The 18,948-nt window shown below is 72.3% G+C and carries 17 protein-coding genes; 7 read left to right on the top strand and 10 right to left on the bottom strand.

The window, feature by feature from the left end:
- Window positions 1-100: 100 nt before the first annotated feature.
- Window positions 101-880: a DeoR/GlpR family DNA-binding transcription regulator gene (locus tag KJK29_RS35780; RefSeq protein ID WP_215123335.1), complete on the top strand. Its 780-nt coding sequence runs from the start codon at window positions 101-103 to the stop codon at window positions 878-880.
- 68 nt (window positions 881-948) lie between these two features.
- Window positions 949-2,766: a glycoside hydrolase family 15 protein gene (locus tag KJK29_RS35775; protein WP_215123334.1), complete on the top strand. Its 1,818-nt coding sequence runs from the start codon at window positions 949-951 to the stop codon at window positions 2,764-2,766.
- Window positions 2,767-2,769: 3 nt separating this feature from the next.
- Here the strand turns inward: KJK29_RS35775 and KJK29_RS35770 are convergent, their stop codons facing one another.
- A complete protein-coding gene (locus KJK29_RS35770) occupies window positions 2,770-3,735 on the bottom strand; it encodes a hypothetical protein (protein WP_215123332.1) in 966 nt (321 codons plus the stop codon).
- 136 nt (window positions 3,736-3,871) lie between these two features.
- Here KJK29_RS35770 and KJK29_RS35765 point away from each other — a divergent pair, with 136 nt between their 5' ends.
- Window positions 3,872-6,124 (top strand): heavy metal translocating P-type ATPase, encoded by a 2,253-nt coding sequence (locus KJK29_RS35765; RefSeq protein WP_215123331.1) that lies wholly within the window; start codon window positions 3,872-3,874, stop codon window positions 6,122-6,124.
- A 9-nt stretch (window positions 6,125-6,133) separates the two neighbouring features.
- Here the strand turns inward: KJK29_RS35765 and KJK29_RS35760 are convergent, their stop codons facing one another.
- Entirely contained in the window at window positions 6,134-6,790 is a 657-nt protein-coding gene (locus KJK29_RS35760; RefSeq protein WP_215123330.1) for a class I SAM-dependent methyltransferase, read from the bottom strand.
- Window positions 6,791-6,954: 164 nt separating this feature from the next.
- Between KJK29_RS35760 and KJK29_RS35755 the strand changes: the two genes are divergently transcribed.
- Complete coding sequence (locus tag KJK29_RS35755) at window positions 6,955-7,653, top strand: phosphatase PAP2 family protein (RefSeq protein ID WP_215123329.1); 699 nt, start codon at window positions 6,955-6,957, stop codon at window positions 7,651-7,653.
- Between the two features lie 164 nt (window positions 7,654-7,817).
- Here the strand turns inward: KJK29_RS35755 and KJK29_RS35750 are convergent, their stop codons facing one another.
- The 7 genes from KJK29_RS35750 to KJK29_RS35720 all read right to left on the bottom strand — a co-directional run bounded on the left by KJK29_RS35750 (window position 7,818) and on the right by KJK29_RS35720 (window position 14,379).
- A complete protein-coding gene (locus KJK29_RS35750) occupies window positions 7,818-8,426 on the bottom strand; it encodes a hypothetical protein (protein ID WP_215123328.1) in 609 nt (202 codons plus the stop codon).
- The gene (locus KJK29_RS35745) at window positions 8,423-9,283 is read right to left on the bottom strand and encodes a carbohydrate ABC transporter permease (RefSeq protein ID WP_215123327.1); all 861 of its coding nucleotides are present in this window, start codon (window positions 9,281-9,283) and stop codon (window positions 8,423-8,425) included. The genes KJK29_RS35750 and KJK29_RS35745 overlap by 4 nt, the downstream gene beginning before the upstream one ends.
- Window positions 9,280-10,218, bottom strand: coding sequence for a carbohydrate ABC transporter permease (locus tag KJK29_RS35740; protein ID WP_215123326.1), 939 nt, complete (start codon window positions 10,216-10,218; stop codon window positions 9,280-9,282). The genes KJK29_RS35745 and KJK29_RS35740 overlap by 4 nt, the downstream gene beginning before the upstream one ends.
- Window positions 10,215-11,498 (bottom strand): ABC transporter substrate-binding protein, encoded by a 1,284-nt coding sequence (locus KJK29_RS35735; RefSeq protein ID WP_215123325.1) that lies wholly within the window; start codon window positions 11,496-11,498, stop codon window positions 10,215-10,217. Before KJK29_RS35735 ends, KJK29_RS35740 begins: the two co-directional genes overlap by 4 nt.
- Before the next feature lie 78 nt (window positions 11,499-11,576).
- Window positions 11,577-12,338, bottom strand: coding sequence for a cupin domain-containing protein (locus KJK29_RS35730; protein WP_215123324.1), 762 nt, complete (start codon window positions 12,336-12,338; stop codon window positions 11,577-11,579).
- Window positions 12,332-13,258 carry a DUF6807 domain-containing protein gene (locus tag KJK29_RS35725; protein WP_215123323.1) on the bottom strand — a complete coding sequence of 309 codons (927 nt, stop codon included), beginning with the start codon at window positions 13,256-13,258 and terminating at the stop codon, window positions 12,332-12,334. The genes KJK29_RS35730 and KJK29_RS35725 overlap by 7 nt, the downstream gene beginning before the upstream one ends.
- Window positions 13,255-14,379, bottom strand: coding sequence for a Gfo/Idh/MocA family protein (locus KJK29_RS35720; protein WP_215123322.1), 1,125 nt, complete (start codon window positions 14,377-14,379; stop codon window positions 13,255-13,257). Before KJK29_RS35720 ends, KJK29_RS35725 begins: the two co-directional genes overlap by 4 nt.
- 339 nt (window positions 14,380-14,718) lie before the next feature.
- Between KJK29_RS35720 and KJK29_RS35715 the strand changes: the two genes are divergently transcribed.
- The gene (locus KJK29_RS35715; RefSeq protein WP_251058019.1) at window positions 14,719-16,260 is read left to right on the top strand and encodes an alpha/beta fold hydrolase; all 1,542 of its coding nucleotides are present in this window, start codon (window positions 14,719-14,721) and stop codon (window positions 16,258-16,260) included.
- A gap of 168 nt (window positions 16,261-16,428) precedes the next feature.
- On the opposite strand, the gene KJK29_RS35710 is transcribed toward KJK29_RS35715, so the two are convergent.
- A complete protein-coding gene (locus KJK29_RS35710; RefSeq protein ID WP_215123321.1) occupies window positions 16,429-17,178 on the bottom strand; it encodes a response regulator in 750 nt (249 codons plus the stop codon).
- Window positions 17,179-17,427: 249 nt separating this feature from the next.
- Between KJK29_RS35710 and KJK29_RS35705 the strand changes: the two genes are divergently transcribed.
- Both KJK29_RS35705 and KJK29_RS35700 read left to right on the top strand, forming a co-directional pair.
- Entirely contained in the window at window positions 17,428-18,411 is a 984-nt protein-coding gene (locus KJK29_RS35705) for a Bug family tripartite tricarboxylate transporter substrate binding protein (RefSeq protein WP_215124571.1), read from the top strand.
- Window positions 18,408-18,947, top strand: coding sequence for a tripartite tricarboxylate transporter TctB family protein (locus tag KJK29_RS35700; RefSeq protein ID WP_215123320.1), 540 nt, complete (start codon window positions 18,408-18,410; stop codon window positions 18,945-18,947). Before KJK29_RS35705 ends, KJK29_RS35700 begins: the two co-directional genes overlap by 4 nt.
- Window position 18,948 lies beyond the last annotated feature (1 nt).

Below are 18,948 nucleotides of genomic sequence, written 5' to 3'. Positions count from 1 at the left end.
GATTGTTCCTGCAAGATATCGCCACCTTTCGAGCAACATCAAGCATCGGGGGAGATCGGGTGCGCTAGGGTCGCCCGGAGATCGAGACGTGGAGGTGCGGATGTCGCGCGACGCCCGCTGGAAGGCGCTGCTGGACCTGCTCGTGGAGCGCGGCCGGCTGGACGTCGAAGAGGCGGCCGGGGAGCTCGGGGTGTCGGCCGCGACGATCCGCCGTGACTTCGACGGGCTGGCCGAGCAGCAGATGCTGGTGCGGACCCGGGGCGGCGCGGTCGTGCACGGTGTGTCGTACGAGCTGCCGCTGCGCTACAAGTCGGCCCGGCACGCCTCCGAGAAGCAGCGCATCGCGAAGGCGGTGGCGGATCTGGTCGCCCCCGGCGAGGCGGTGGGACTGACCGGCGGGACGACCACCACCGAGGTGGCGCGGGCCCTGGCCGTGCGCGGTGACCTGACGTCCGGGTCGCCCGCTCTCACCATCGTGACGAACGCGCTGAACATCGCCAACGAGCTGGCCGTCCGGCCCCAGTTCAAGATCGTGCTGACCGGCGGGGTGGCCCGGGCCCAGTCGTACGAGCTGGTCGGGCCGCTCGCGGACGGGGTGCTCGGGCAGATCACCGTCGATGTGGCGGTGCTCGGCGTGGTCGCCTTCGACGTCACGCACGGGGCGGCGGCGCACGACGAGGCGGAGGCCGCGATCAACCGGCTGCTGTGCGAGCGGGCGGAGCGCGTGGTCGTGGCCGCCGACTCCAGCAAGCTGGGGCAGCGGGCCTTCGCCCGGATCTGCGCGGCCGAGGCCGTGGACACGCTGGTGACGGACACGGCGGCCGACGCGGAGACGCTGCGCCGCTTCGAGGAGGCCGGGCTGCGGGTCGTCACGGTGTGACACCCGGCCGCTTCCCCTCGGCGGGCCTAAGCTGAAATCCAGGCGCTCAGCGGGGCAGGGAGGCTGCCATGCCGAGAACAGCGGACGGGCGGCGGTATCTGCCGATCGCCGAGCACGGGCTGATCGGTGATCTGCGCAGTGTGGCCCTGGTGGGGACGGACGGCACGATCGACTGGTACTGCTGCCCGGCCTTCGACGCGCCCAGTGTGTTCGCCTCGATCCTGGACGCGGAGCGCGGCGGCTGCTTCGAACTGGCGGCGACCGTGCCGGCGCGGACCAAGCAGTTCTACTTCCCCGACACCAATGTCCTGATGACCCGGTTCTTCACCGAGGACGGGGTCGGCGAGGTGCAGGACTTCATGCCGGTGGACGGCGAGCCGGCCGAGGCCGAGCGGCACCGGCTGATCCGGCGGGTGGTGTGCGTCCGCGGCTCGGTCCCGTTCCGTACCCGTGTCGCTCCCCGCTTCGACTACGGCACCCGGCCGCACACCGTCCGGCTGAACGGTGAGTCGGCGCTCTTCGAAGCCGACGGGATGGCGCTCGCGCTGACCGCGACCGTGCCGCTGGAGGTGGACGGCCTTGACGTGCGCGGGGACTTCAAGCTCGGCGAGGGCGAGTCGGCGGTGTTCGCGCTGGACAAGGTCGGGGGCGAGGTGTCGCCCCGGCGGTGTGCGCGTACGGAGGCGGAGGAGCAGCTCGCGGCGACGGTGACGTACTGGCGGACCTGGCTGGCGTCGTCGCGGTACCGCGGCCGCTGGCGGGAGATGGTGCACCGCTCGGCGCTGACGCTGAAGCTGCTGACGTACGCGCCGACCGGGGCGATCGTGGCCGCGCCGACGACGAGCCTGCCCGAGCGGCTCGGCGGCGAACGCAACTGGGACTACCGGTACGTGTGGGTGCGCGACGCGGCGTTTTGCGTCTACGCCCTGCTGCGGCTGGGCTTCACCGGCGAGGCCGAGGCGTTCATGGACTTCGTGACCCGGCACATCAGCCCGGGCGACGGCAAGCACTCCGGCCCGCTGCAGATCATGTACGGCATCGACGGGCGTGCCGACCTGCCCGAACGCACCCTCGACCATCTGGAGGGCCACGAGGGCTCCGCACCGGTACGGGTCGGCAACGCGGCGGCCGACCAGCTCCAGCTCGACATCTACGGCGCGCTGATCGACTCCATCTACCTCTACGACAAGTGGGCCAAACCCATCTCCAGCGGCCAGTGGGACGATGTGACCGCGCTGGTGGACTGGGTGTGCGCGCACTGGGACCAGCCCGACGAGGGGGTCTGGGAGACCCGGGGCGGCCGCAAGAACTTCCTGTACTCGCGGCTGATGTGCTGGGTGGCGATCGAGCGGGCCATCCGGATGGCCACCCGGCGCGGACTGCCCGCCGATCTGCCGCGCTGGCGGGAGTGCCGCGACACCATCTACCGGCGGATCATGAGCCGGGGCTGGTCCGAGGAGCGCCGGGCCTTCGTCCAGCATGAGGACGGCGATGTGCTGGACGCGGCCGTGCTGATGATGCCGCTGACGAAGTTCATCGCCCCGACGGATCCCAAGTGGCTGTCGACGCTGGACGTCCTCACCGAGGAGCTGGTGTCGGACTCGCTGGTCTACCGCTACGACCCGGAGTCCAGCCCTGACGGGGTGCGCGGCGACGAGGGCACGTTCTCCATCTGCTCGTTCTGGTACGTCGAGGCCATGGTGCACGCCGGCCGGATCGACGAGGCCCGCCTCGCGTTCGAGAAGATGCTGACGTACGCCAACCATCTCGGCCTGTACGCCGAGGAGATCAGCCACACCGGGGAGCAGCAGGGCAACTTCCCGCAGGCGTTCACCCATCTGGCGCTGATCAGCGCGGCCTTCAACCTGGACCGGGCGCTCGGCTGAGGGTCAGTGCCCGTGACCGTCGCCTGCATGCCCCTCAGGGGTACCCGGCCTGTCGGACGGGGCTCCGCCTGCCCGGACCGTGAACGCCGCCGTGTGGACCTTTCCGTCGTGCTTGAAGTCGAGGAACAGGCGGTAGGAGCCGGTGCTGGGTGCCGTGGCCGTGAACGAGACGTCCGGGCCGGGCCGGGTCTTTCCGTCGCCGGGTTCGCCGTTCGGGTGGACGTGCAGGTAGGCGAGGTCTCCGGAGCGCAGGGCGACCAGGTGGCCGTAGGCGCCGAGGTAGGGCTGGAGGTCGGTGACGGGCCGGCCGGCCCGGGAGACCTTCAGTTTCAGTTCGCTCGCCTTGCCCGGGCGCAGGGCGCCGGCCAGCTCGACGTCGTAGCCGTTGGTCTCGGCCGTGGTGCCCGGTGCGGGGAGTTTCTGCGGCTGGTACGGGCCGGAGGCGGCGAGGTCCGCGCCGAGGGTGAGGTTCCGGGCGTTCTTCTTCGCCGGGGTGAAGTCGGCGAAGACGCGGTAGCCGCCCGCGCGGGGCAGGTCGACGGGGATGCTCCAGGTGCCGTCGGCGGCGCGGGTGGGGTGCAGGTGGCGGTAGGTGACCAGGTCGCGTGAGGCCACGATGAGGTGGAGTTCCTTGTCGTGTTCGCGCTGGTAGGCGGTGACGGCCCGGCCGCCGCCGTCCCGGACGGTGAAGCGCAGGTCGGCCCGCTGTCCGGCGGTGACGCGCGGGGTCTCGAGGTCGAGGGTGTAGCCGCCCTCGGAGATCTGGAGTCCGCCGGCCGGGGGTGTTCCTCGTCCGGCGTGGCCGCCGCCCTCCTCCGGCTCCGGTGCGGGCCGGGTGTGCTCGTCCTCCTCGTGTTGCGGCGGGGCTTCGGCGACGACGGGGTCGATGCCCTGTCCGACGCCGTAGGCCGTGCCGAACGTGGCGGCCAGGGCGGCGGCGAAGGTGGTGATCTTCAGTCCGGTGTTCATGGCCGTCGGCTCCTTCGGCTGCCGGGGCTCGCGCTCGGATGCGGGGCCTCCATGCACTTCACCATACCCCTAGGGGGTACCCAGTCAAGCTGTCGCCGCACTTGCCGATGATACCCCTAGGGGGTATACAGGGAGCATGACCACCGGAACGATCGGCACCGACACCGAAGTCGAACTCGTCATCGGAGGCATGACCTGTGCCTCCTGCGCGGCGCGCGTCGAGAAGAAGCTCAACCGCATGGACGGGGTCACCGCCACCGTCAACTACGCCACCGAGAAGGCGAAGGTCAGCCACTCCGGTGACGTCTCGGTCGGGGATCTGATCGCCACCGTCGAGGCCACCGGGTACACCGCTCACGAGCCGGCGCCGCCCGAGCGCCCCACCGAGCCCGAGGAGACCGACGAGCTCCGTCCGCTGCGCGAGCGGCTGGTCACGGCCGTGGTGCTGGCGGTCCCCGTCGTGGCCATGGCCATGATCCCGGCGCTGCAGTTCGCGTACTGGCAGTGGCTGTCGCTCACCCTGGCCGCGCCCGTCGTGACCTATGCGGCCTGGCCCTTCCACAAGGCGGCGTTCACCAACGCCCGGCACGGTGCGGCCACCATGGACACGCTGATCTCGGTGGGTACCTCGGCCGCGTTCCTGTGGTCGCTGTGGGCGCTGTTCCTCGGCACCGCGGGCACGCCGGGCATGACGCACCCCTTCGAGCTGACCATCGAGCGCACGGACGGCGCGGGGAACATCTACCTGGAGGCCGCCGCGGGCGTGACGGCCTTCCTGCTGGCCGGGCGGTACTTCGAGGCCCGTGCGAAGCGCACGGCGGGAGCGGCGCTGCGGGCGCTGCTGGAGCTGGGCGCGAAGGACGTCACCGTGCTGCGGGACGAGGGCCGCGAACAGACCGTTCCGGTAGCGGAGTTGAGGGTCGGTGACCGCTTCCTGGTCCGGCCCGGCGAGAAGATCGCCACGGACGGGACGGTCGTCGAGGGCTCCTCCGCCGTGGACGCCTCGATGCTCACCGGCGAGTCCGTACCGGTGGAGGTCGGCATCGGCGACCCGGTCACGGGCGCCACGCTCAACGTCGGCGGGCGGCTCGTCGTACGCGCCACCCGGGTCGGCTCCGACACGCAACTGGCACGCATGGCCCGGCTGGTGGAGGACGCGCAGAACGGCAAGGCCGCGGCGCAGCGGCTCGCGGACCGGATCTCCGCCGTGTTCGTGCCGGTCGTGATCGCCCTCGCGCTGGGCACGCTGGGCTTCTGGCTGGGCAACGGCGTCGGTCTGACGGCCGCCTTCACGGCCGCGGTCGCCGTCCTGGTCATCGCCTGCCCGTGCGCCCTCGGTCTGGCCACGCCGACCGCGCTGATGGTCGGCACCGGGCGGGGCGCCCAGCTCGGCATCCTCATCAAGGGCCCGGAGGTGCTGGAGTCGACGCGCCGGGTCGACACCGTCGTCCTCGACAAGACCGGCACCGTCACCACGGGCCGGATGACCCTGCTGGCCGTGCACACCGCCGACGGCACCGACGAGGCCGAGGTGCTGCGGCTGGCCGGGGCCCTGGAGCACTCCTCCGAGCACCCGATCGCCCGTGCCGTCGCCGACGGGGCGCTGGAGCGGCTGGGCGGCGCGCTGCCCACGCCGGAGGACTTCGCCAATGTGCCCGGACTCGGCGTGCAGGGCGTCGTCGAGGGCCACGCCGTGCTCGTCGGGCGGGAGCGGCTGCTGGCCGACTGGTCGATGGAGCTGCCGGAGAGCCTGACCGAGGCCAGGGCGGTGGCCGAGAAAGCCGGACGCACCGCCATCGCGGTCGCCTGGGACGGCGAGGCGCGTGCGGTGCTGGAGGTCGCCGACGCGGTGAAGGAGACCAGCGCGGAGGCGGTCGAACGGCTGCGTGCCCTCGGGCTCACCCCCGTCCTGCTGACCGGCGACAACGAGGCGGTGGCCAGGTCCGTCGCCCGCGAGGTCGGTATCGCCACGGAGGACGTCGTCGCCGAGGTACTCCCGCAGGACAAGGTCGATGTCGTCAAGCGGCTTCAGGCCGAGGGCCGTTCGGTGGCGATGGTCGGTGACGGTGTCAACGACGCGGCGGCCCTCGCCCAGGCCGATCTGGGGCTGGCCATGGGCACCGGCACGGATGCCGCGATCGAGGCCGGGGACCTGACCCTCGTGCGGGGCGACCTGCGGGCCGCGGCGGACGCCATCCGCCTCTCCCGCCGCACCCTCGGCACCATCCGCTCGAACCTGTTCTGGGCCTTCGCCTACAACGTGGCGGCCCTGCCGCTGGCCGCGGCCGGACTGCTCACGCCGATGATCGCCGGGGCTGCGATGGCCTTCTCCTCGGTCTTCGTCGTCGGCAACTCGCTACGGCTGCGCACCTTCCGAGCCGCCGGCTGAGCACGCGGGTCAGCGGTGGTGCCACACCAGCGTGCAGCGCCAGAACAGGCGGCGGCGCAGACGGGCACCGGGCAGGACGGCACGGGCCTCGCGGAGGATCTCGGGGAAGGTCATGTCCGCCGGTCTCGTGGGGGCGGTCATCGAGGCCGGGCGTGCTGCCCGGCGGCCGCGGTTCTTGACCAGGGCCATGACGATGTTGAGCGGGATCGACGCGATGCCGAGGACGTGGTCGACGGGGGTCCGTTCCCGGGAGACCCCGACGACGACCAGCGTGCCGCCGGGGGCCAGACGCTCACGGAAGGCCTTGAGCGTCTCCGCGAACGGCAGGTGGTGGAGCACGGCGACGCAGGTGATGACGTCGTACGGCCCGTCGGAAAGCCCGGCCGGCGCGTCGGCCACCGCGTAGGTCACCGGGACCGCCGCCGGGGTCAGCTCCCGCGCCCGGGCCGTGATCGCCGGGTCGGCGTCGATCCCGTGCACCTGTTCGGCCCGGCCGGCCAGCAGCCGGGCGAGGTCACCGCTGCCGCACCCCACGTCCAGGGCGTTTCCCGCACGCGCGGGGAGTTGCCGCAGGATCCAGCGATGGAAGTGGGCGTTGTGGTCCCAAGGGCGGGCGGAGTGGAAGCGGTCGAGTGCGCGCAGGGCCCGGTGGAGCGGTGACGTCATGCCGCAAGTTCAGCAGGTCGCCCGGGCGGCGGTGCCGGGGCCGGCTCACGGATGGCCGTCCGCCGCGTGGGCACTCGGCGGGTACCGGCCCGCGGGGGCGCCGAGCGTGCGCCCGGCGTGAGCCGGTACCTTGCTGGGGAAAGGCCACTGCGGGGAGAAGCAACATGACCGATCCGACGATCACAGACGCGGACGCCCCCCGTCCGCTGCCGAGCGAAGGGAAGCCCGCGAGCGGACCCGGCCGGCTCCTGGCCGCCGCACTCGGCGATCTCAGGGCCGTGGACGGCGCCCTCTACGCGGCCGTGGCCGCCACCCCCACGCCCACCCTCGACCGGACGCTGCGCCATCTGTCCCACGCGGCGGACCACTCCAAGATCTCGTTCGGCATCGCCGCCGCCCTGGCGCTGGCCGGGAAGCGTCCGCGCCGGGCCGCGGTCGTCGGCGTCGGGGCGATCGCCGTGGCGTCGGCCTCCGCCAACCTGCTCGGCAAGCGCTTGGTGCGCCGGGCCCGGCCGGACCGGGAGGCGGCCCGGGTGACGGTGGACCGGCATGTCCGGATGCCCACGTCGGCCTCGTTCCCGTCCGGGCACACCGCGTCGGCGGTCGCGTTCGCCACCGCCGTCGGTGTGGTCCTGCCGCCCGCCGCGGTGCCGCTCGGGGCGCTGGCGAGCGCCGTCGGCTACTCCCGTATCCACACGGGCGTGCACTACCCGGGCGACGTGGCCGCCGGCGCGGTCCTCGGCATCGCCAGCGCCGCGGCGGCACTGGCCGCGGCGGCGGCCACTCCCTCGGCACGGACCCAGGCCCTGCTGACGGCGGCTCGGTCGTGGCCGCGGATCAGCATCGGTTCCATCGGCCGTTGAGGTTCCGGAGATCCTGGACGGGCGGAGACCGTTGAGGTTCCGGAGATCCCGGACGGCCTGAGACCGTTGAGGCGCCGGAGACCTTTGAGGCGCCGGAGCCCATCCGTGCGCTGCGAGCCGTTGAGGCGCCATGGGCCATGGACGCGCCTCAACGGCCCCTGATCTCAGGAACGTTCCAGGAGAACCACAGCCGACCGGCGCACATCTACGGCCGTGAGCGCCATGGCCAGCGGCCCCGGGGCCAGGAAGGCCAGGGGCAGCAGCATCCAGGCGCACAGCGCGGCCGTCGCCACGGCCAGCAGGACCAGCCCGCTGCCGCCCACGTCCGCCACGGCGTCCCGGGCCGCCCCGCGCACCGCCGCGCGCCAGTCGGTGAGTGACTCGGGGCGTGCGCAAGCTCGCAGGCCGATCACCAGCGCGCCGGCGCCGATGGCGGCGGCGGCCACCGCGAACAGCCGCGCCCCCGGCAGCCCCGCCCCGGCCAGCGCCAGATCGGCCGCGAGGAGCAGCAGGCCCGCCAGGGCGACGAAGCCCGCCAGCAGGTCACCGGCCCTGAGCCGCCGTCGCAGCAGGGCGACGTACCGCCCCGCCGTGACGGGCCGGTCCTGTCCCGCGCCACGCAGTACGGCGCAGGCCGTCGACAGCGCGGCCGGTGCGGTGAGCAGCGGGAGACAGGCCGCCGCCGTGGCGAGGCCGACACTGAGCACGTCGGCGAAGAGGGCCGTGCGCGGTCCGAACACCTCGCCGGGCTCACGGGTCCGCACCCCGCTCATCCCTTGACTCCGGAGCTGGCCATGCCCTCCACCAGGAACCGCTGGAAGGCGAGGAAGAACAGCACGATCGGCAGCAGCGCGATCACCGACAGCGCGAACATCGGGCCGAACGCGGAGGTGCTGGAGGCGTCCACGAAGGAGCGCAGCGCGAGGGTCAGTGTGAACTTGTCCGGGTCGAAGAGGTAGATGAGCTGGGTGAAGAAGTCGTTCCAGGTCCAGATGAAGGTGAAGATGGCCGTGGTGATCAGGGCCGGGCGGGTGAGCGGCAGTACCACCTGGAAGAAGCTGCGGAAGGGCCCGCAGCCGTCGATCCGGGCGGCCTCCTCCAGTTCGCGCGGCAGTCCGCGCATGAACTGCACGATGAGGAAGACGAAGAACGCCTCGGTGGCGAGGAACTTCGGCAGGATCAAAGGCCAGTAGGTGTTCACCAGGCCGAGCTGGTTGAAGATGATGTACTGCGGGATCAGCACCGCGTGGTGCGGCAGCATGATCGTGGCGATCATGAAGGCGAACAGCGGCCCGCGGAAGCGGAACCTCAGGCGCGCGAAGGCGTAGGCGGCGAGCGAGCAGCTGAGGACGTTGCCGAGGACGGCGCCGCCCGCGATCAGCAGGGAGTTGGAGAGCAGCCGCCAGATGGAGACGTCGTTGACGCCGTCCAGGGCGGTGGAGTAGTTCGACCACTCCAGGTGACCGGGCAGCAGGTTCAGGCTCGCGATGACCTCGTCGGCGGGCTTGAGCGAGGTGGCCAGCAGCCAGGCCAGCGGGTACAGCATGACCAGCAGCGCGGCCAGGCAGCCGAGGTGCACGGCGACACGGCCCCAGCGAACGGGCTTGTGGGAAAGGGCAGTCGAGGTCATCGGTCCCCCTCGGAGGCGTAGAAGACCCAGGAGCGGGAGGTGCGGAACAGCACCGCCGTGACGACGCCGATCACGACGAGCAGCACCCAGGCCATGGCGGAGGCGTAGCCCATGTGGGAGGCGACGAAGCCCCGGTCGTAGAGGTACATGGTGTAGACGAGAGTCGAGTCGGCGGGCCCGCCCTTGCCGCCGCTGACCGCGAAGGCGGGCGTGAACACCTGGAAGGCCTGGATGGTCTGCAGGACCAGGTTGAAGAACAGCACCGGGGACAGCATCGGCACGGTGACCGACAGGAACTGCCGCCACTTCCCGGCCCCGTCCACCGCCGCCGCCTCGTACAGCTCGGCGGGGATCTGCTGGAGCCCGGCGAGGAAGATGACCATCGGGGCGCCGAACTGCCACACCGTCAGCAGCGCGACGGCCAGCAGCGAGAAGCCGGGCTTGTTGACCCAGCCGCCGGTGCCGAGCAGGTTGTCGACCGTGCCGCCGTCGTTGAAGACCGCCCGCCAGACCAGGGCGATGGACATCGACGCGCCGAGCAGCGAGGGCGCGTAGAAGGCGGAGCGGTAGAAGCCCTTGCCACGTTTCATGCCCTTCAGGGCGAGCGCGACGACGAGGGCGAGCGCGAGTTGCAGGGGCACGGCGATGACGACGTACGTCAGGGTCGTCAGGACCGAGCGCCAGTAGCGCGGGTCCTCGGTGAACATCTGCGTGTAGTTGCGCAGGCCGACCCACTGCGGCGGGTTGAACAGGTCGTAGTCGGTGAACGACAGGTACAGCGAGACGGCCATCGGCAGCAGCGTCAGGACGGTCGCGCCGAGCACCCACGGGGACAGGAACACCCAGGCGGCGCCCTCGCGTTCGCGTTTGGGGCGGCGCTTCGGGGCGGTGGCGGGGGCGTGCTTCGCCTCCGGGGGGATCGCGGTGGTGGTCATGACCTCAGCTCCGCCTTCGCCTCGGTGACGTAGTTCTCGGCCGCCTCGCGGGGCGACATGCGCGCGTAGGACACCTGGTCGTAGTCGCGCTGGAAGGTGGTCTGCAGGGCGTTGTCACCCGAGGGCGGGGCCTGGGGCGGGTCCTTGAGCTTGCCGTCGAGGGATGCCTGGAAGTCGGCGATGGTCTTGTCGAAGTCCTTGAGCTCCGGGCCGATCTCGTCGCGGATGGTCTCGTTGACGGGGATGCCGCGGCCGGCGCCGAGGATCTTCGCGGCCTCCCGGTCGTTGATCATGAAGTCGACGAGCTGGGCCGCCTCCTTGGGGTGGCCGGTGTTGGCCGAGACGCCGAGGAACATGGACGGCTTGAAGTACTGGCCGGGGGTGCCGTCCTCGCCGGACGGCATGGGGGCGAGGGCGACTCCGCTCGGGACGAGCGCGAGGTAACCGCTGGACGGGGCGTCCCAGTTGGTGTCGGCGGTCGCCTTGCCCCGGCCGAGCGGGGTGTTCTCCACGGAGCCGTCGAGCTGGGTGGTCTGCTCGGCGGGCGAGACGGCGCCCTCGCGGCGCAGCTTGTCGGTGAAGGTCCACCAGCGGGTCAGGTCCCCGGCGGTGAAGCCGAGCCCGCCGTCCTCGGTGTAGAGGGACTTGCCCCGGCCGCGCAGCCAGACCTCGAAGGCGTCCTCGCTCTGGCCGGGGTCGGTGGCCCCGGGCCTGCCGGTCTTCTTGGCGAGGGCGCGCATGGCGTCGGCCCACTGGCTCCAGGTCCAGCTCTCGCCGGGGAGCGGGACTCCCGACTTCTTCCAGGTCGTGACGTCGTGGACGACGGTCTCGGTGCCGCGGCCTTGCGGGATGGCGTACTGGATGTCGTCCACGCGGCCGGTGGCGAGCAGGCCCTGGTCGATCTCGGAGGTGCGCAGGACGGACTTCTGCTGCGCCAGGTCGAGCAGCACTCCGCCGGAGGCGTACTGGTCGATCTGGCGGTAGTCCAGCTGCATCACGTCCGGGGCGTCACCGCCGGCGGCCTGGGTGGCGAGCTTCTGCTTGTAGGCGTCGTAGCCGGAGAACGACGTCGTGACGTCGACGTTCGGGTGCTGTTTCTCGAACAGCGCGACGGCCTGCTCGGTGCGTGCCGCACGGTCGGGGTTGCCCCACCACGTGTAGCGCAGCACGACCTTGCCGCCGCCGGCGGTCTCCCCGGATCCTGAGCAGCCTGCCAGCATGACGCACAGTGCCAGTGCGGCGGCCGACGCGCAGAACCCCGTTGTCCTGTGTCCGGGCATGCCGAGGTCACCTCTCCTTTCCTCGGACTTCCTGTTGGCCCCCCTCGGCCTGTGGCCCCCCTTGGCGCCCTTGCCGGGTTACTCGCCCTGGTACGGCAGCGTGGTACCCGGCAGGTTGTACTCGTCGCGCCGGCCGCACATGCCGAAGCCGCCGAGCCGGGTGGGCGCCGCCTCGTGGGCGGTGGCCTCGTCGAGGTGGAGGGGCTCCCCCACCTCCAGCGCGTCGAGCTGGGCGCCGGTGCGTTCGGCGGTGGCCAGCGCACCCGCCCGCCACAGCTCACGCCAGGTGGGCACCTTGTCGCGCACGAGGCGCGCGGCGGCCCGCTGGAACTCCAGGTACGGGGCGTTGTCGCCTGCTTCGAGGGCCTCGCGCAGGACGACGTAGCCCTCGACGGCGAGGTCCCTGCGGCGCCGGGCGGCAGCCGCCGTCTCCGGTCCCGTGCCGGGCGGCAGCTTCGCGGCGGCGGCGTACTTCTCGGGGTCGGCGAGCACCTCGGGCGGGAAGGTGAACACGGCGTCCCCGGCCTCGGGCAGGCCGCTGTTCTGCATCAGGACGGTGATGCGCAGGTCGCCGCCCTGCACCATGCGGTGGACGGTGCCCGGGGTGAACCAGGCGAGGGAGCCGGCCGCGAGGGGGATGTCCCGGTAGCCGTCGGGGCTGAGCGTCTGGACCGCGCCCCGGCCGCCGGTGACGACGTACGCCTCGGTGCACACCAGGTGCAGATGCGGGCTGCCGCCGCAGACGCCGTCGGCGGCCTCCCAGTCGTAGGCGCTCAGATGGGACAGGCCGATCGCGCCGGGCAGCGGGTGCGGCAGGGCGGGCTCGGTGTCGCTCACCACGGCAGGCTCTCCATGTGGGTGCCGACCCGGTCGCGGTCCCAGGCGCCGTCGGCGACGACCAGCCGGTAGCGGTAGGCGAAGGACTCGCCCGGCGGGAGTGCGAACTCCTCGAAGAACGCCCAGGAGAAGGCGACCGTCGGGAAGGGCTCGGCGCGGACGAACCAGTGCGACTCGTGGATCGCGGACGACTCGTCGAGGTTCTCGGGCGCGTGCGCGAAGACGAGGGTGGAGTGGCCGTCGACGTCGTCGTGCTCGGTGGTGAAGGCGAGCCAGGGGCCCTGGGTGCCCATGAGCTTGCCCACGTCGGCGTCGGTGTCCGGGGCGAAGACCGTGCCGCCGGTGAAGTCGCGCGGGCCGCGCCACTGCAGTCCGGTGTAGCCGGCCATCTCACGGCCCGCGGTGGTCGGTGAGCCGAAGGACAGAGGCTCGGAACGGAGGTTGGTGAGGCGGATCGACCAGTCGAGGGCCCAGGATCCGGCCTCCTCGTCCACCGAGTGGACGGTCAGCCCCCGCACCTCGCGGGCCCACTCCTCGCCGCCGTTCTCGACCCACGTGAGGTTCTCGGTGAAGGCGAGCCGGTCGTCCTCGACCGTGAAGTCCGGGAAGCCGTCGTGCCGCATCGAGCCGACGCGCTCGGGCAGGGGCAGATAGCCCTGGCCGTGGACATAGCAGTTGCCGCCCCAGAAGTTCTGGCCGGACAGATGGCTCGAGGTCATCTGCAGGCCCTTGTGCCAGCGGTGGTCGTTCGGGCGGTAGCCGGTGACCGTGCGGCCGGAGAGGGTGCGTACGGGGTGGGCGTACGGCTTGCGGGACTCGAAGGGATCCGGGTCGGGGCGGTAGACGTAGCGGAGGATCTCCGTGCCGCCTGCCGCCGTGACGGCGATGTCCTCGCCGTGGGTGTGGGTGACTCGGATGCTCATGCGCGCTCCTTGGGGGCCCAGTCGGGGTACTGGCCGTGCATGGCCTCGTAGAAGGGGTCGCCGGGGCCGATCTCCCCCGCGTGCACCGAGCGGCCGGTGAACGCCGCCTTGTACAGGGCGGCGGCGAACTCGAGGGTGGCGCGGGCGTCCTGGCCGCTGCCCGGTGGCCGGGCGCCGGTGTCGTAGGCGTCGAGGAGCGCGCCGAGCTGGGCCGTGTGGGAGCTCGGCACGTCGTGCGCGGGGGTGCGCCAGGCGGTGGCGCGCTCGGAGGCGACGTGCGGGGCCGGGGTGTAGGCCCAGCTGTCGTTGCTGTGGCCGTACAGATGGGTCAGCTCGACCGTGGCGTCCGCGCAGTCGACGCGGATGCGGCTGACCTCGTCCGGGGACAGCACGCTGTTCACGACGGTCGCGAGGGCGCCGCCCCGGAAGCGCACCAGCGCGGTGGAGACGTCCTCGCTCTCGGTGTCGTGGACGAGGCGGGCCGCCATGGCCTGGATCTCCTCCCACTCGCCGAGCAGGTGCAGCAGCAGGTCGTACTGGTGGATGCCGTGGCCCATGGTGGGGCCGCCGCCCTCGCTGGCCCACTTGCCGCGCCACGGCACCGCGTAGTACGCGGCGTCCCGGTGCCAGGTGGTCTGGCAGTGCGCGACCAGCGGGGCGCCCAGCTCGCCGCTGGTGATCAGCTCGCGGGCGTGCACGGCGCCTGAGCCGTAGCGGTGCTGGAAGACGACCGCCGCGTACGCCCCGGAGGCCTCCTCGGCGGCGGCGATCTCGTCGTACTCGGAGAGTGACAGGGTGAGCGGCTTCTCGCACAGCACCCAGGCGCCCGCCTTGAGCGCGGCCACCGTCTGCTCCCGGTGGAGGGAGGGCGGTGTCCCGATCAGGACCAGGTCGGGGCGTACGGCGTCCAGCATCGCGTCCATCGAGGTGTATCCGGCGACCTGGTCGCCGGCCAGCTCGCGGAAGGTGTCGAGCCGCTCCTGGTCGACGTCGACGGCGGCGACCAGCTCCACCCGGTCGGAGTGGGCCCGCAGCGCGGGCAGATGGCTGCCGCTGACGATGGCTCCGGTGCCGACGACGGCCACGCGGCGGCGGGTGGGAGACCCTGGGGACACGGACATGCGGCGCTCCTCGGACGGCCGGTGGACTCACGCTTGGAAAGCGCTTGCACTCGGAAGGTGACCCTAGGCGCGGGACCATGTCTGGACAACCCCCCTGCGGCGACCTGCACAAGGTCTGCGCGAGCGTTCTCCCAGCTTGGGGCGGATATTCCGGTTGTTGTCGGCGCCATGGAAACGGCATTCCCCCGCATCCTCCCGGGGGTTGGCCCCACCGTGAACGGGCTGCCAGCCGGAGTGATCGGACGGCGGCCCGTCCCTAGCGTTCTGTCCCACAGCAACCCCTTCCGCATGTCCATGCCGGACGGCCGAGGGGAGTTCCGCCACAGAAGGGACACCCACGTGTTACCCCGTTCCCCGGCAGCCCCGGGACGAGCCGCCCTGGCGCTGACGGCCGCCGCCCTCGCCCTCACCGTGCTGCCCGCCACGGCCGAGGCGGTCCCCGGCCCCGACCCCCTCGCCCGCTACCAGCAGCAGCGCCTCACCTGGAAGAGCTGCGTGCTCGGACCTCAGGACACGACCGGCAAGGAGCTGGAGCAGTCGGGCGCCCGCTGCGCCGACGTCACGGTGCCGCTGGACTACTCGGACCCCGGCGGCCGCACGATCACCGTCGCGATATCCCGGATCCGCGCCACCGACACCGACCGCCGCGTCGGCCCGCTGCTGCTCAACGGCGGCGGCCCCGGCGGGCCGTCGCTCGGCGATCCGCCGTGGGTGCGCAAGGCGATGAAGGACGTCGCCGCACGGTACGACGTGGTGGGCGTCGATCCTCGCTTCATCGGCCGCAGCACACCGCTGGACTGCCGCTGGCCGACCGGCTCGGCCTGGCGCGGGGCGGGTGCGGACCGGGCCGGGTTCGACCGCACGACCGCGTTCGCGAAGGACCTCGCCGCGCGCTGCCGCGCCAACGCGGGCGATGCCCTGCCCCACGCCACCACCCGCAACACCGCGCGCGACATGGACGTCGTCCGGGCCGCGCTGGGCGAGCGGCGCATCTCCTACCTGGGCTACTCGTACGGCAGCTACCTCGGCGAGGTGTACACCACGATGTTCCCCGGCCGCACCGACCGGGTCGTCCTGGACGGTGTGATCGACCCGGACCGGTACGGGCCGAGGCTGCTGCGGGGCGTCGAGCGGGCCAACCGGCACGCGCTGGAGGGCTGGGCGTCCTGGGCCGCCGCGCGCGAGGCGACCTACAGGCTGGGCGGGACACGGGGTGAGGTGCTGGCCGCCGTGGACCGTGTCCGGAAGGCCTCGGCCCGGACACCACTGCGGCTCGGCGACCACCGGCTGGGCGAGCATGTGATGCCCATGGTCGTCTTCAACGGCCTCTCCCAGCACAACGACGCCGCCTACGGTGACTTCGCGCAGGGGATGCGGGACATGCTGCGGGCGTCCGAGGGGCAGCGGGTGACGCCGTCTCCCTGGCTCGCCGGGGTGCTCGAGTTCATGCTGACGGGCACCGACTCCCCTTACGGCAGCGCGCAGACGGCGATCCTGTGCGGCGACGGGGCCGCGCCTCGCAACCCGGAGGTCTACTGGCGCGACGTCCAGCGCGGCCGGGCGCAGGACCCGCTGTTCGCGCCCGTCACGCACAACATCAACCCGTGCGCGTTCTGGGACCGGCCGCGCGAGCGCCCGACCACGATCCGCGACGATCTGCCGGCCCTCCTCGTCAACGCCACCGGGGACCCGCGCACCGACCAGGACGGCGCCAGGACCGTGCGTGGCATGTGGCCGTCCTCGCGTCTGGTGACGCTGAACGGTGCCGATCAGCACGCGGTGTACGGCGTCTACGGTGCGCCGTGCGTCGACGACACGGTCAACGCGTACCTCGCGACGGGCCGCCTGCCGGCGAAGGACGTCGACTGCGCGGCGAGGTAGCGGGACGCTCGCCGCTGCTCCGGCCGGCGACCAGAACAGCGCGCGTACCTCCGGGCCACGGGCCTCTCGGGCCGGGCGAACCTGCGGCTCGGCAGGGCGCTCGGAGTCGTCGCGCCCCGTGCGAGCCCGGCTCCGCCGCCGCCCCCTGCGCAGCCGCTCCCGATAGGCCTAGGCCCGCGCCTCGCCCCCGGGCCGGAGCGCGGCGGGGCCGCGGAAGCGGTAGCGGCGTTCGGGGCGGCCCGCCACGCCGTAGCGCAGGGAGACCTCCACGCGGCCGACGGTATGGAAGTGCTCCAGGTAGCGGCGGGCGCTCACGCGGGAGACGCCGGTCATCGCGGCGCACTCGCTGGCGGACAGGGTGCCGTCCGTCTCGCGCAGGGCCCGCTCGACCAGCTCGGCGGTCTCCACGCTCATGCCCTTGGGCAGGGCGGCGACGGGCGAGGACCCACCGGAGGCTCCGGCCAGCACCCGGTCGACGTCGGCCTGGCTGCGCACGACCGTGCCGAGCAGCCGGCCGCGCCGGTCGGCGTAGCGCTCCAGCCTGGCGCGCAGTTCCTCTGACTCGAAGGGCTTGAGGAGGTAGTCGACGACCCCGTGCCGGACGGCGCCACGGACCGTCTCGGCCTCCCGGGCGGCGCTGACGACCATGACGTCGCAGTCGTGGCCCGCGGAACGCAGCCGGGGGATGACGTCGAGGCCGAAGATGTCCGGCAGGTGCAGGTCGAGCAGCACGAGGTCGGGGCGCAGCGCGTCGGCGGCGCTGACGGCCTGGGCGCCGGTACCGGCGACGCCGACGACGCGGAAGCAGTCGACGCGCTCGACGAAGGCCCGATGGACCTTGGCCACCATGAAGTCGTCGTCGACCACGAGGACGTCGATCGTGCCGCTGGTGGCGGACGTGCGGGGCTCGCTGGTCATCGGGTCGCTCCTTCCGTGCCGGGGCCGCCCATCATGGCGTCCACCTGCGGTGAGGGAAAGGGATGTGCACGGTTGCGGTCCAGGGGGCCGGGGTGCGCACGGCGTTCCGCCGACCACAAAGACCAAAACCTCCGTTGGTTCCGCAAGAGAGACAGCCCGTCGGCACCCGGTGCAGCATGTGGCCCACATCACCCTCCCCCACAGGGCTCTTACCTACCCGCATCGACGTACCGACAGGTGGTGGCACTCGTGCGCCTGCGCACTCCCCTCGCCCTGCTCGGGGCCGCCGTGCTCGTGCTCGTCGGACCTCCGCTGCTGACCACCGGCAGCGGCGCCGAGACCGGCACACAGATCCCGGGCCTGCGTTTCATGGTCCCCAACACGCCCGGCGGCGGCTACGACATCACGGCCCGTACGGCCGCGAAGAACGCCGAGGACGCCGGACTGACCCACAACATCGAGGTGTTCAACCTGCCCGGAGCCGGCGGCACGGTGGGCCTCAGCCGGCTGGTGAGCGAGCACGGCAACGGCAAGCTCGCCATGTCCATGGGCCTCGGGGTCGTGGGTGCCGTCCGCTCCAACGACGCGCCCAAGACGCTCGGCGACACCACGCCGATCGCCCGGCTCACCGAGGAGCAGGACGTCGTCGTGGTCGCCAAGGACTCCCCGTACAAGACGATCGACGACCTGATCGGCGCCTGGAAGGAGAACCCCGGCAAGCTCCCGGTGGGCGGCGGGTCCTCCCCCGGCGGGCCGGACCATCTCGCGCCGATGCTGATGGCGCGGGCCGCCGGGATCCCGCCGAAGCAGGTGAACTACATCCCCTTCGACGGCGGCGGCGAGCTGCTCGCCTCCATCCTCGGCAACAAGGTCGCCTTCGGTGTCTCCGGTGTCGGCGAGTACCTGGACCAGATCAAGTCGGGCGAGCTGCGTCTCCTCGCGGTCACCGGCCCGAAGCGGGTCGCGGGGCTCGACGCGCCGACGCTGACCGAGGCCGGGTACGACGTGAACTTCACCAACTGGCGCGGCATCGTCGCCCCGCCCGGCCTCACCGACGGCGAGCGGGACAAGCTCGTGCGGCTCGTCGAGGAGCTGCACGGCTCCGACGAGTGGCGGAAGTCCATGAAGCAGAACGGCTGGGACGACGCCTTCCTCACCGGTGACAAGTTCGGCGCGTTCCTCGACGCCGAGGACAAGCGCGTGGTTTCGGTGCTGAAGGAGCTGGGACTGTGACGACGCAGACCGACATTCCCCCCGCCGAGACCGGCGGCGGACGGCGCTCGTGGCTGCGCGAGCACTCCGAACTCGGCGTGTGTGTGCTGCTGCTGGCCCTGGGCGTGCTCGTCCTGACCGACGCGCTCACCATGGACGTGGACATCGCCCAGCGCGGCCCCGTCGGCCCGAAGACCGTGCCGATCGTGGTCGGGGCCGGGCTGCTGGTAATCGCCGCGCTGCTCGCCGTGGACGTGCTGCGCGGCGGCCGGGGGCAGGCCGAGACCGGCGAGGACGTCGACTTGTCCGAGCCCGCCGACTGGCGCACGGTGCTGCTGCTCGCCGGGGTGTTCCTCGGCGCGGCCGTCCTCATCGAGCCGCTCGGCTTCCCGGTCGCGGGCGCACTGCTGTTCTGGGGCGCGGCGTACGCGCTCGGCAGCCGCCGGATCGACCGCGATCCGCTCATCGCGGCCGGGCTGTCCCTCGTCACCTACACCGTGTTCAACAATCTGCTCGGAGTGCCCCTGCCCGGCGGTCCGCTGATGGGAGTGCTGTGAC

The organism is Streptomyces koelreuteriae (genome assembly GCF_018604545.1).
GTDB classification, from domain to species: domain Bacteria; phylum Actinomycetota; class Actinomycetes; order Streptomycetales; family Streptomycetaceae; genus Streptomyces; species Streptomyces koelreuteriae.
Note: the sequence above shows the minus strand (reverse complement) of the source record. Positions and strands in the feature narration are given on the sequence as shown.